14 protein-coding genes and 1 tRNA gene are annotated in these 13425 nt (G+C 34.5%); 5 read left to right on the plus strand and 10 right to left on the minus strand.

The features are described from left to right. Nucleotides 1-91: 91 nt before the first annotated feature. The 9 genes from AB1410_04845 to AB1410_04885 form a co-directional block, all read right to left on the minus strand. The gene (locus tag AB1410_04845; GenBank protein ID MEW6456027.1) at nt 92-1045 is read right to left on the minus strand and encodes a site-2 protease family protein; all 954 of its coding nucleotides are present in this window, start codon (nt 1043-1045) and stop codon (nt 92-94) included. 125 nt (nt 1046-1170) lie between these two features. Beyond that, complete coding sequence (locus AB1410_04850) at nt 1171-2229, minus strand: Mrp/NBP35 family ATP-binding protein (GenBank protein MEW6456028.1); 1059 nt, start codon at nt 2227-2229, stop codon at nt 1171-1173. Between the two features lie 34 nt (nt 2230-2263). After that, the gene (locus AB1410_04855) at nt 2264-2527 is read right to left on the minus strand and encodes a YfhL family 4Fe-4S dicluster ferredoxin (GenBank protein MEW6456029.1); all 264 of its coding nucleotides are present in this window, start codon (nt 2525-2527) and stop codon (nt 2264-2266) included. Nucleotides 2528-2907: 380 nt separating this feature from the next. Next, nucleotides 2908-3522: a tetratricopeptide repeat protein gene (locus AB1410_04860; GenBank protein MEW6456030.1), complete on the minus strand. Its 615-nt coding sequence runs from the start codon at nt 3520-3522 to the stop codon at nt 2908-2910. Between the two features lie 287 nt (nt 3523-3809). Beyond that, a tRNA-Arg gene (locus AB1410_04865) sits at nt 3810-3883 on the minus strand. 201 nt (nt 3884-4084) lie between these two features. Then, nucleotides 4085-5407 (minus strand): nucleotide sugar dehydrogenase, encoded by a 1323-nt coding sequence (locus AB1410_04870; protein ID MEW6456031.1) that lies wholly within the window; start codon nt 5405-5407, stop codon nt 4085-4087. A gap of 370 nt (nt 5408-5777) precedes the next feature. Further along, nucleotides 5778-6212 (minus strand): type II toxin-antitoxin system VapC family toxin, encoded by a 435-nt coding sequence (locus tag AB1410_04875; GenBank protein ID MEW6456032.1) that lies wholly within the window; start codon nt 6210-6212, stop codon nt 5778-5780. Further along, nucleotides 6209-6469, minus strand: a complete 261-nt coding sequence (locus tag AB1410_04880) for a ribbon-helix-helix protein, CopG family (protein ID MEW6456033.1) — start codon at nt 6467-6469, stop codon at nt 6209-6211. Before AB1410_04880 ends, AB1410_04875 begins: the two co-directional genes overlap by 4 nt. Before the next feature lie 96 nt (nt 6470-6565). Continuing rightward, nucleotides 6566-7675, minus strand: coding sequence for a hypothetical protein (locus tag AB1410_04885; GenBank protein ID MEW6456034.1), 1110 nt, complete (start codon nt 7673-7675; stop codon nt 6566-6568). A 254-nt stretch (nt 7676-7929) separates the two neighbouring features. Here AB1410_04885 and AB1410_04890 point away from each other — a divergent pair, with 254 nt between their 5' ends. The 5 genes from AB1410_04890 (at nt 7930) to AB1410_04910 (ending at nt 11448) form a co-directional block, all read left to right on the plus strand. Next, on the plus strand, nt 7930-8745 hold the full coding sequence (locus AB1410_04890; protein ID MEW6456035.1) for a hypothetical protein: 816 nt from the start codon (nt 7930-7932) through the stop codon (nt 8743-8745). A gap of 245 nt (nt 8746-8990) precedes the next feature. Further along, the gene (locus AB1410_04895; protein MEW6456036.1) at nt 8991-9824 is read left to right on the plus strand and encodes a nucleotidyl transferase AbiEii/AbiGii toxin family protein; all 834 of its coding nucleotides are present in this window, start codon (nt 8991-8993) and stop codon (nt 9822-9824) included. A 5-nt stretch (nt 9825-9829) separates the two neighbouring features. Continuing rightward, nucleotides 9830-10393: a hypothetical protein gene (locus tag AB1410_04900; protein ID MEW6456037.1), complete on the plus strand. Its 564-nt coding sequence runs from the start codon at nt 9830-9832 to the stop codon at nt 10391-10393. Nucleotides 10394-10820: 427 nt separating this feature from the next. Then, nucleotides 10821-11051, plus strand: a complete 231-nt coding sequence (locus AB1410_04905) for a type II toxin-antitoxin system VapB family antitoxin (GenBank protein ID MEW6456038.1) — start codon at nt 10821-10823, stop codon at nt 11049-11051. Further along, nucleotides 11029-11448 (plus strand): PIN domain-containing protein, encoded by a 420-nt coding sequence (locus AB1410_04910; GenBank protein ID MEW6456039.1) that lies wholly within the window; start codon nt 11029-11031, stop codon nt 11446-11448. Before AB1410_04905 ends, AB1410_04910 begins: the two co-directional genes overlap by 23 nt. Before the next feature lie 239 nt (nt 11449-11687). Here AB1410_04910 and AB1410_04915 read toward each other — a convergent pair whose 3' ends face one another. Continuing rightward, a complete protein-coding gene (locus AB1410_04915) occupies nt 11688-13001 on the minus strand; it encodes a VanZ family protein (GenBank protein MEW6456040.1) in 1314 nt (437 codons plus the stop codon). Between the last annotated feature and the right edge of the window lie 424 nt (nt 13002-13425).

The raw sequence follows: 13425 nt of genomic DNA on the forward strand, positions 1-13425 counted from the left end.
TCAGCAAAATGTCAAATGTTGAGACCTGACCCCGCTTTTGACCCCGCTTTACTCTTAACAGACCCCGTTTTAGACCCCGTTTTAACACTCTTTAGGGGGCTAATCTTATCGGGGAGGGAGTGAAAGAGATTATAAAAATTATCATTGCAATTATTCCTAAAAATATTCGGTTTTTATCGAGGGGTGTCTCATCGAGCATGGAAGGATGTCTTATCCCCATGATGAATAAAATTGCAGCCCAGAAAAGCCAGCCCTGCCAGAAAAATATTCCCATCAAAACAGTTAATCCCATGAATATCCTTGAAAATAAAACAACTCTTTTCCCTATGAGCGCATAAAGAATATGGCCTCCGTCGAGCTGTCCCACGGGAAAAAGATTGAAAGCAGTGGCAAGCAAACCAAACCATGCAGCAAATGCTATTGGATGCAAATAGAGATGGTAATTATCGGGAATATCCTTTAAGAAAATATTTGTTAAAATTTTTAAAATAATCGGTTCTCCTAAAATCATAGCACCTGGCTTTGAGATAGATAATACTGGCTTTGAAATCTTAAGTCCATAAATCAAAAAAGGAATTGCAACGACAAATCCTGCAAAAGGACCTGCAACTCCAATATCGAAAAGAGCCTTTTTCCTTGTGACAGGAGCTTTTATTTTAATGAATGCTCCAAAAGTCCCGATTAAATTTGGAAATGGAATAAAATAGGGAAGCGATGCAGGTATATTGTAATAACGGCTTGTAAGATAATGGCCCATTTCATGGGCTAAAAGAATTCCCATAAGAGTCAATGTGTACAAAAAACCTTTAAAATAAATATCAGGAGATAAAAGAATTTCCTGTAAAAATCTTGTATCTCTTAGCAAAGCTTCATCATAGTAAAATCCAATGTTGAAGTTAATCCCAACAAAAAGAGTGGAAAGAATGGTAAACAGAAAAAGGACTATATTTATCCAGATCCTGCTCTTCGGCGGCTCAAAATAATATACAGGTTTTTCTTCCGTTCCTTTCTCGAACTCCAGATTGATTATTCTATCTTTATTCATTCTTTATATTTTTCTCACGATTTTTTGCTCACGGCTAAATTGCTTAATTTTTAAATTTTTTTGTATTTCTCCTCTTTTTTGTATATCAATTAATCTTTTACTACTCCCTGCTCACTGTTTACTTATTACTGTATATATCCTATTTTTTTCATTACCTGGTCAGCTAAAGAAAAAAATAATTTTGAATGAAGACTTCCTGAATCAGACTCTACAACTGGAATTCCAGCATCTGATATTACACTCATATTAGGGTCGATTGGAATCTCAGCCAGAAGAGGAACTCCAAGTTCCATTGCCGTTCTCTTGCCACCTCCAGCCCTGAATACATCGATTCTCCTTCCACAATGCGGACACTGCAAATAACTCATATTCTCCACAATCCCCAGCACAGGAACATTCACACTCTCAAACATCTTTAAACCTTTCCTCGCATCCACAAGAGAGACATCCTGGGGGGTTGTCACTATTATCGCACCTGAAATTGGTACTTTCTGAACGAGAGTAAGTTGAGCATCTCCTGTTCCTGGAGGCAAATCCACAACCAGAAAATCAAGGTTTCCCCACTCAACATTTCTCAGAAATTGCATCAGCATCCTGTGAACCATTGGACCTCTCCATATAACAGGTGAATCAAGAGAAATGAAAAAGCCTATTGACATTACATTAATGCCGTACTTATTGTAAGGCATTAGCTTTGTACCTTCTTTTACAGTAGGGTCATAATCATTTATTCCAAGCATGATCGACACATTCGGTCCATATATATCCGCATCAAGCAGTCCAACTGAAGCATTTCTCTTTGCAAGGGAAACAGCTAAGTTCACTGCCACTGTAGTTTTTCCAACGCCACCTTTTCCACTTCCTATTGCAAGAACATATTTTACATTCGGAATCGGAAGCCTGTCCGCATATACATCAGCCTCTTCCTTTACGGTCTTCTCCTGCATCCTCCTTACCTCAAGAATTATTTTTTTATCTGTGAGCGCAGACATCTTTTTTGAAACAGCATTCTTTATCTGCTCGATTACATCATCATTTGATGTGGTAAATCCTAAATGAACTTTCACACAATCAGAATGAATTTCAACATCTTTTACTATTCCGAATGATACTATATCTCTGCTGAAGCCTGGATACTTTATTTCTTTTAAAGCAGAAGATACTTTTTCTTTTTCGTCTGCCACTTAAAAATCCAAAATATTTATTAAAAACTAAATATCAAAGTTTTGGCTCTTTATCAGGATGGAGCCTCTTAAACTTCTCCAGGAGCTGTTCTTTTGTCTCCTGAAAATTTGAATCAGGCTTTATGCAATCCACAGGACACACTGCAACACATTGACTCTCAGGGAAATGCCCCACACATTCAGTGCATTTATCAGATTCAATAATAAATACTGGGTCGCCAGCGTGGATTGCTTCATTTGGACATTCTGGTTCACATGCCCCGCAGTTGATGCATTCTTCAGTAATATAAAGGGCCATTCATTCCTCCTTTTACAGAAATAATAAAAAAATATTATATCAAAATTATTTTCCTGCACCAAATAAAAAATTAAATTGGAAAATCAAGGTTTATATTTTTCTGGGCTGTTGCTCAAATGGTTGCAAAAAAATTTCATCTCTCAAATTGAAGAAAATACTGTTAAGGTTGTCTCAAATATAAAAAACTCCTAAAATTGTAGGGGTCAGATCTTCATTATTCATTTAATATAGGTTTTAGAATTGTTTTTAGGTGTCATTTTTTTACCTTAGGTGTTGGGATTGACACCAATGATTTTCTGGGTCAAGACTAATTTAGTCTTGACATTTGACTTTATAACAACCTTTTGATGAGTTAACCTCTTTTAAATGTTAAATTAAATTTACTGGAGCTTATTTAACTTATTTTGGGCGTCGATGCTGAAATATGAGTCTGGAAAATCGATGGTTACCCGATTGTAATAGTATTTTGCCTGATCAGGTTTGTTCATCTTCAAATAGCAATCTCCCATCCTTATAAGAGTGATTTCCCATGGGAAGTTTTCTGGCTTTGCATTTTCAATTTCTTTATAATATTGAAGAGCTTTATTAAAATCTTTTCTCTGAAAATTTATCTCCCCACAAAGGAGTAAATATTTATAATAAAAAAAATCTCCCTTCTTTTTTGGCATTGTCTGAAGCTCTCGCTCAGCTTCAGCCAATTTCCCATTTTCAATTAATCTTGATGCTGATTCTATATAATAAAGAGGCTTCCATTTGCCAGGGAGTTCTGACACATCTGACTTTCTTGAATTTAAATATCTTCCAAGAAGCTCATTCTGATTACTGATTGAATACTCCTTCCACAGCGTGAATCCAGAAAAGCCTAAAATAATTATTAAAACAGTTATCAACCCTGTAATTATCTCTCTTTTGTGCTTTCTTGTGAAATTCAGGAGTCGAAAGAATGCATGGGAAAACTCATCCTCCTTCATTCTCTTCCTTAACTTTCGTTTCATCCAATCTCTCCCATCTCGAAAATGTTAAGTCTTCAATAAATAATAATAACATGTTAACTTGATGAGGTCAAAAATATCCCTGTCCTTTTTTGCAATGTTCAAAACCCGAAAAAACCATCTTTTTTTCAACAGAATCAAAAAAAAGATAGAAATAGATAATAAGTAGATAAGTATAGATAGGGGATAGATAGTTGTGGAGTTAAGGGATAGGAAGTAGATAAAAAAAGGAAAAAAGAAAGGAAATAAATAAAGAAGGATAATAAAAGAAGAAAAAAAGAAAAATAAAAGGCGCCTGGGGAGACTCGAACTCCCGACACAGGGATTAGGAATCCCTTGCTCTATCCATCTGAGCTACAGGCGCACATCAATATTTTTAATGGTTTTCTCAGATTTGTCAAACTCCAAAATTTACAATTGTGCATAATTTGTGAATAATTTTTCCTGACTATCAAGGAAAAATTGTTTTCCAGTCAAATCGAGACGGAGACTCTGAAATTTTAATGATGGAGATAACAGGATAAATTCCCAGATTGGAACTGAGAAGTAGCCTCTCCCCTTTTTATCAGGCTTTTACAATTTTTTTAGAATTTATTCCTTTTGTGGCGTTTCTTGTGTCAATAACAAGGCTGCTTTCTTCAACAATCCTTTCATATCCATACTCTTTATATGCAGAATGATCTGTGCAAATTACAACACAATCGTATTCTCCTAACTTTCCTCCTCTGATTTCAACACTTTCCATCGAAAGCTCCGGATAATGTCTCATCCCTGAAAAGGAAGGTACATAAGGATCGTTATACTCAACCAGAGCTCCTTTCTCCTTCAACAAATCAATTATCTTTACTCCGGGCGATTCCCTGTTGTCATCCACATCTTTTTTATACGCAACACCCAAAATCAGAATCTTCGACCCTTTAATCGCCTTTCCCCTTTCGTTAAGAGCATCCATAATCTTCCTTACTACATAATATGGCATATTCGTATTTATCTCGCCTGCCAATTGAATAAATTTTGTCTCAAAATCGTATTCCTTTGCTTTCCATGATAAATAAAATGGGTCTATCGGAATGCAATGTCCACCGAGCCCTGGACCTGGATAAAATGGCATAAATCCAAATGGTTTTGTTGAAGAAGCTTCAATTATCTCCCATATATCAACTCCCATCCTGTCTGCAAGCATCTTCATCTCGTTAACTAGGGCAATATTTACACCCCGAAAAATATTCTCAAGAAGTTTCGTAAACTCTGCGACTTTAGCTGATGATACAACCACTACCCTATCAATTACCTGTTCATATAGTGCCTTACCAACCTCAGCACATTCAGGAGTGACACCTCCAACAACCTTTGGAATCATTTTTGTATTATATTTTTTATTTCCAGGGTCTTCCCGTTCAGGAGAAAAAACAAGGAAAAAATCCTTTCCTGCCCTCAACCCATTTCTCTCAAACTCGGAAAGTAAAATCTCTTCTGTTGTTCCAGGATAAGTTGTGCTTTCAAGAGATACAAGATGTCCTTTTCTTAAACTTTTTGCAATCTCACCAGTTGTATTTTTAATATAAGAAAGGTCAGGCTCTTTTTTATCGTTCAATGGAGTAGGAACACAGATTATAATGCAGTCAACTTCTTTTAACTCTGAATAATCTGTGGTAGCTCTAAATTTATTTGTTGAGACAAGAGCTCTAATTCTCTCCTCAGGGATATGTTTTATGTAGCTTTTTCCTTTGTTTAATTTTTCAACTTTACTATTGTCTATGTCAAACCCGATAATCTTAAAACCTTCCTCAGAAAACCTCAGAACCAGTGGAAGCCCAACATACCCGAGCCCTATTATTCCGATAACTGAAGTCCGATTTTTTATCTTTTTTACCAACTCATCTTTCATGTACCTCACTTTAAAAAAAATTCTACCAAATTATTAAAATAAACAAAAGAAAATTAATTGGGGGTCAGGTCTTCATTATTCATTATTCTAAAGCAAACGCATTATATAATTTGTAGGGCAACCCTTTAGAGCCTGCCCCGAACTTGATTCGGGGGTTGCTTGATGCAAGGCTAAAGCCTTGCCCTACATGTAACATTATTTATTGCATTTGTATTAGTACTAAGTTGCATAAATTAGCGTTTTATATTCGTCATTCCTGCCCCCCATTTTTATGAGGGTAAACTCCAGCAGGAACCCAGTAAAATCAATAGATTCCCGCTTAAGGCCTGCGGGAATGACAGAACCATAATTTATGCAACTCAGCACTAGCCTAATATTCACTGATGTAAATAATGCCTGGATAACCCTTTATTTTTTCATAAAGCTTTTTATCTGCAGTGACTAAAGGATATTTTAAATTATTAGCAAAGCCTAAATAAGTTGAATCATAAACTGTTATATTAAAATTTCTTGCTAACTTTATTGCATCTTCCATAATCATCTGGCTTACAGAACTTAAAATTCTCATTTCATAAATACTATTGATTGCATCCAATACTACTTTTTCTTCTATACTCTCTTTATACCTTAAAACATTTGCAATTTCATATATCAATAATTCGGGAGAAATTATGTCTATGCGCCTTTCTTTAAAATCTTTTCTAATTTTTTTGGCTTTCTCTAAGTTATCTTCATCATATCGAGAAAACCATTTCAAAACAACTGAAGCATCAATTACATAACACGGCTTTTTCTCAAAAGTCACTTTCGGGTTTCTCTCCACGCTCTTAAATCTTTTACTAAATCAACCTTCCCAACAATTCCTTGAATCTTTTCCTGAAGCTCTATTGCTCGACTTATGCCCTTCTTTTTCTCCTCCTCCTTTCTTTCCTCCTCCAGCACTTTAAGATATACTTCAAAAGCCCTTCTTAAAAATTTAGAACGGGTAATATTTATTCTCTCTCTTTCTCTATCTATTTCTTTTAAAATCTCATCTGGTAAAGATATATTTATTTTTGCCATCTAAATTTTCACCTCTTTAAAATTTTTGTATAAATTTAGAAAATTGTCAACCTTTTTTTCTTTACTTTTAAATAGAAAAAAATTCCCACTTTTTTATTAGTCCTTCATTATTTTAATTTTTAACTTCTCAAATACCACATTTATCGGATTTGCAATGGTAATACTTCCGTCTTCATTTCCTGCAAACAATAACCCAACAGCTGAATTTTCCTCATTCACAATCAAAGAGCCTGAATCGCCACCTTGGCTGAACGCAACTCCTTTTTTTCTTGGGCTTATAACAATCTGCCCTCGAAACCTTGCTATTCTTCTATCATAACCAATGTTAAAAGTTGCATCTAAACCTGTAATTTTTCCTGAAGTAAGGCCAGTTGTTCTTCCTGATTTTTTAACAAGCATTCCAAGCTCAGGCTCTTTTTCTCCTTTTACTTCTCCTATCTCCAAAATAAGAGGAGAAACATATTTTTTCCATGGAGATAATGGCTTTGCAATTGCCGCATCCACTTCGTTTATCTTTTCGAAATCAACAGGGATAAAATCATGAAGCTCCGCTACTATATCATCAGGAGAGACTCCTCCGTCATACACACCAGGCTGAAGGATCTTATCTCCATTTTCTGCACGGTTTGAATTGGCAATTACATGATTGTTACTCAGAATAAATACCCCTTCCTTATCTCTGTGTCTTTCCTTTATTCTCTCGAATTCCTCTTCTCTTTTCATGTCTTTTCCGATTTCCTTGCTTTTCACTCTTTTAACCAGACATCCTAATGTTCCTGCAGTTACCTCCTCATGACTTATCGATGCTCCTCCATACGCAGGCCTTAACCTTTTCTGATTTTGGTTAAAAATAGGGACGGTCTCCTTTTTCATTCCTTTCTTCAATCTCCTATCTTCTCTTTTCGATGCCCTTACAACCCCAACCTCCTCCACATCAGTCTTTATCCCATCCACTTCAACAGGAACTCTTGTTTCTTCCTTAACTTTACTCATTGGAGCTTTTGCCACAACATAAACTTTTACACATACATAACCTGTTGGCTTACCTTTAGTAACTTTCTCTCCGATTCCTACGCCGACAATGTTCTCCTTTCCCAGAGTCTGGGAAATCAGAACGTCTTTCTCCACGAGCATCTGCGGCATCGGTAAAAATAGTGTTTTTTCCAGAATTTCCTTTGCCTCTTTTAAATCTTCAAAACCAGTCATTTCTCCTCCAGGTATAATTTAATTTTTGAAATAGGGACTGCTTTTTTTATTTTAAGACTAATTAAAAATGTTATTTTTAATTCAAGAATACATTGATGTCAAGCAATTTTCAAGGCGAAATAATTACTTTTTTCCTTTTTTTACCTTTATTACAAGTTGATAGATCCAAGACTGACGGAGATTTTTCATCATTTAATTCCTAATTTTTCTGCAGTTACAACTTTTGCCACTAATATATATTATAGGAGAGAAAAATGAAATCTTTTATAAAGTTTCCCCAATTTTCTTCTTCGGTCTTAATAATATTATTGGCATCTTCATTCTCCCTTTTCCTCATAAGCTGCAAGAAAAAAGAGCCTCCTAAACCTCTGAAGAAATTAAAAGAGGCATACAGAATCCATGGGAAGATCCTTCACTTTGATAAAGGTCTTGAAGCCACAAGGGTTTACCTATCAAATGAAGGCTCAAAATTCTTAACCACAGACTCAAAAGGATATTATAATTTCTTAATAGATGAAGAGGAAATAAAATCTTCTTACACTTTAACTCCTTCAAAGCTTCGCTACACTTTTTCCCCTCCAAATGTAGATTTATCGATTCAGGTAGGCATAAGAAAAGACTACATTGTAAACTTTGATGCAACTGAGGCTATTGTGGGAACTGGAATCGATTACATAGCTCCTAATTTTATATTATATGACCAGAAAGACAGAGAAATCTCTTTATGGGATTTTCATGGAAAAGTTGTGCTTATTTACTTTTCCTCTGGAGCTGATTTAAACCTTGGCGAAATCTCGAATCAGCTCAAATTTTTAGACAATCTTTACAAAGGAAAAGGATTTTTTCCAGTACTTGTTCTAATCTCAGGCAATCCAAGGAAAACAGCTGAAACTTTCAAACTCGATTTCCCTGTTCTGGATGATAATGAGAAAAAAGCATGGAATCTATATAAAGAGGGAACCAGTAACATAATTCCATTTTTCTTTCTTTTGGATAGAAATTTAAACATAAAACTCAAGGGAGCTCTCTTTTACAACTATCAGTTCTCCCTGATCGAAAAATACCTTTAGTCAAATCTATTGTCATGTCACTTAAATACCTTTCGTTATACTATTGTGACATGACACTTTCCCTATGGGGGCAAGCCCCCCTTAGACGCTTCGCTGAGCACCCCCCAGACATGGGGAAGCCTCTTCCCCATACCCCTTCAGTGTGCTTTAGGAGAATCTCTTTGTTTGTAAAGATATTTATGGGACAGCACACTGTCCATCATATTTACTTGACAAAATATACATATTTGTATATTAAATAAAGTGTGATTGAAACTAAAAAAATTTTTAAAGAGGCAGAAACTCAAGGAGTCAGTGCAAAATTAATATTTAAAGAACATCTCCATTGGCTCATCTTAGATTATCTTTTCAAAAAAGGGGATTTTTCTCACTTAGTTTTTCAGGGTGGCACAGCTCTTAGATTCGCCTATGGGGGAGTGCGATATTCAGAGGATCTTGACTTTGTCCTAACCAAAAGGGACGACCAATTCTTTAGCAAATTGAATAAAAGCTTAGATGGGCTTCCTTCTTATCTTAATAAATTTATTCTACAATCCAAAAAAATTCATCTCATTGTTCAAAAAGATAGCCCCCATTTTAAAAGATTTTATCTAACTTTAGAGCTTGACTTTTTAAAGGAAAAAGACAGGACAAATATCAAAATTGCTAATGTGCCTTCCTATCAAAACAAGACCCAAATCCTCAAATCTCAGCACCTTCCCATTAGTCCAGCCATCGTTGTTGAGACTTCCAAGGAAATTTTAGCTGATAAAATTTTAGCCTTTGGGGCAAGAGAATATCTCAAAGGCCGAGACCTTTGGGACATTCATTTTATTTTCCAAACGCTGGGGTTTTCCCTTGATGATGAAATCAAAAGGATAGTTAGAAAAAAAATCAACGATTATGAATTAAGTTTAAAGAACTTTCAACTGAAATTTAAGAAACGTTTATCTTTGTTGAGAAAAGACGGCCACTCTATTTTAAAAGAGGAAATGGATAAATTCTTGCCCTCAACTTATCGACAACTCTTTCAAGCTCAATATATTAGTATTTGTCAGGAAGAGGTAGAGGTGTTAGAAAGTTTTTTCAAAGAGTTTTAGAAGGGATGAAAACAAACGATTGGCTCGAATTTTTCAAGAATCACTATGATACGAAAATCTTTCATTTTAATCATCTTAAGTTACTGAGCAAAATGAATAACTACTCTTTACGAGTTAGTCTTAACCGACTAAATGATAGAAAAATTATCAAAAGGATTTGCCGTGGCTATTATGCTAATCCATTTAATCTTCCAAATTTAGAAGAAATTTCTTCATGGATTTATCAGCCAAGTTATATTTCTTTACAAGCAGCGTTGTCCAGCTGGGGCATTCTAAGTCAAATCCCCCTAATCTTAACCTGTGTTACAACCCGGCTTCCACGGACTTTCAAGACTTCATTTGGGATCATCGAATATCATCAAATCAAGAAAATTTATTTTTGGGGATTTATCAGGCAGAATAATTATTTTATTGCTGAAAAGGAAAAAGCTTTATTAGACTTTATTTATTTAAATAAAAATAAAAATATTGAAAGTACTTTATCTGACCTCAATCTTAGTGAAATCAACCATCGTAAATTAAAATCCTACACAGAAAAAATGAACCTTTCCATCCCTAAACTTTTTTAAAAAACTCCCCCTAAAAATATTAAAGCAAACGCATTATATAAATGTAGGGCAACCCTTTAGAGCCTGCCCCGAACCTTGCCCTGAACTTGTTTCATGGGTTGATTCGGGGGTTGCTTGATGCAAGGCTAAAGCCTTGCCCTACATGTAACATTATTTATTGCATTTGTATTAGTAAATATTCCTCCTCGATCTTTAAACAAAAAAGGCGGAGAAAATCTTTCGCTTTTTCTCCGCCCTTTTTTGATTTTAACTATTCTTTGTTAAGACAAAAAAGGGAAAAAAAGGGACAGGCTACTTTTTTGAAAATTTTCAAAAAATGTAAATCTTTTAAAATTAAAAAGTAGCCTGTCCCCTTTTTTCTTTCATATGACTATTGACATCAGCTCTTTTATATGTATAAAATAAGCATATAAAGGAGGCATAAAATATGAGAACAACATTGGACATCGACAAGAAGCTTCTTGAAGAGGCTATAAAATTTTCTCCAAAAAAAACGAAAACAAGCACAGTAAATGAAGCGTTAAAAGAGTATGTGATAAAAAATAAGATCAAAAAATTAATTTCTCTCCGTGGAAAAATAAAAATCGAAGACCGAATAGAAGAATTAAGAAATTTAGAAATTAAGGAACTATCTAATGCAGAAAAAAATTCTCGTTGATTCAAGTATATGGATTGATTTTTTTAAATATAAGAAATCAAAACCAGGAGATATCCTCCAAAACCTTTTAGAAGAAGAAAATGTTGCAACAACTGGAATCATTGTTGCTGAAATATTATATGGAATTAAAAACGCCCAAGAGAAAAAACTGGTAAAAGATTATTTATTGGCATTGCCTTTTTTTGAATCAACCAGAGAAATATGGATTTCAACTGGAGATCTCGCGCAAAAACTAAGCTCACAAGGTTTGAATATTCCAATAAGTGATATATTAATTTCAACAATCTCCATTCATTATAATGGTTACATCTTTACATCAGATAATCATTTTAAATCCATACCTGGCATAAAATCGGGGTCATTAAAAATAAAAACGGGGTCAGGTCTCAACATTTGACATTTCGCTGATTTCTCATCAATCTTTCCAATCTTCCTTCCAATGACAGGACCCTTAAGATTATCCTTTGAGAATGCAGTTTCTAATGGAACTTCAAGGGGAAAAAGGAAAGAGAAAACCTTGATAAGAATTAAATATGTAAAAAGCATAGAAATAATGAAAAATAAAAAAGCTACCATAGCGACCTTAAAACCACATATCGACTTTAATGAAATTAAGTCAAGATTAATGCAGAAATGTCAAATGTTGAGACCTGACCCCGATTCGGACCCCGTTTTTTTGCTTATCGAAGAGTAGGCTAAATTGAAGAAGATTAACGTGGATATTAACACCAATATTACAATCCACATGGTTTTTTCGCTAAATTTAGTGAAAAGACCTGCACTGACAGGGCTTTCGTAGAATTTATTTTTATCTATTAAATTAGCCCCCTTTTGAATTTTATCTTCACTCCACCTGTAAACTGATTTCTGGATGCTCTGTGTGAAATACTTCTTTAAGATAAGATTTTCTTTGTAGGCAATGAAATATGATTCTCTTTTTTCATCAATATTGGAAGAGATATTTCCTTTCTCAAAATATGAATCCCTCCGAAACAGATGAACCCGAAGCTCATGCATAAAGGGATGAGTAATTGGATTATATTCTTTTAAGAACTGATCATAATCTTTATTAACGGATTCATTCAATATTTGAGCATATTTTTCTCCTTTAACCTTATCTTCTTTTTGTAAGCTTTTTAAACTCAATCTCGAATAAAAAACTCCTATCTCTGGGTCTTTGTATTTATATCCAAACTCACTCATCGACTCTTCTTTCTGGAGAAAGGATAAAGCGGGAATTAGTCTTGTATAATAAGCAACTCGTTCTGGTGTATTTGATGCACATAAACCAAGAAAAATAAGGCATAGAGCTGATATGGAAGAAAGTATTTTTATCGATTCAGGATTAACTTTTTCAGATATAACTACAGGTTTTACCACTTTCCATACTGCCAACTGAAATAATCCTCCAGATAGACCATTCAGCCCTGCATCACGAAAATCCCAGAATCTCTGAGGTGTTATCCATTGCAAAATCTCATCGAATGTCCCAATAAGGAGAGCAAAAAGAGTGGCTGTAAAATATATACTTTTATCTTTAACATTATGAGTCAGAGCTTTAAAAAGAAAAAACCCAAGCAATCCATATTCTAAAAAATGAACAGCCTCTTCCGGTATTTTCCATAACTTCAAGGTAAAGTATAGATAAAGCCCAGCTACAATAAATAGCCAAAAGTAATTTGATGCATGCCTTATTTTCAGTTTAAAAGATAAAAAATAAAGTAACCCCAGAAAACCTATTCCTAAAACCACTAATACAAAATATCCAAAGACCTCCCTTCCCCAATTATTGTAGACAAATTTTTGAATACTTCTCGCCACCGGAACAGTTAAAAAAATTGCTGTAGAGCAAAGGGCCACCCATAGCCATGCTAAAACAATCTTCCTTCTTGATACAGCTTCCATCAAATATTTACAATAAATTTTATATAAAATTATTCCTTTTTCCAAACAAAGTTTTAAAACTTGCCTCTGCTATTATGTTAAATAGAAGACTTGGAAAAACATTAATTTTTGTATGCACTGATGTACGCCTTCTCAATATTGCAAAGATTGAGGGTTTTATTACCATAAATCCTGAAGAGTCTTCCTCATTTGATTCTTAGCGCTAACTTTTTCATTAATTTATAAACAAAAAAGGCGGAGAAAAACATCTTTTTTACTCCGCCCTTTATTATTAACTTTTACCTATTTTATTCTAAAATGTATTTTCCCATAAAATTAAATTTTAAAAGTATCGGAAAGTATCGGGGAACATCCTATCGGAATTTTCAAATAAAGAAATTCTTTGATTGATTTTTTCTTCAAGGTCCACCATTAAGCTACCTCCCGGCAATAAACGGACAAATCATTCTCTATCTTCCACAGTAATTTA

Source organism: Acidobacteriota bacterium (genome assembly GCA_040756905.1).
GTDB lineage: Bacteria > Acidobacteriota > Aminicenantia > JBFLYD01 > JBFLYD01 > JBFLYD01.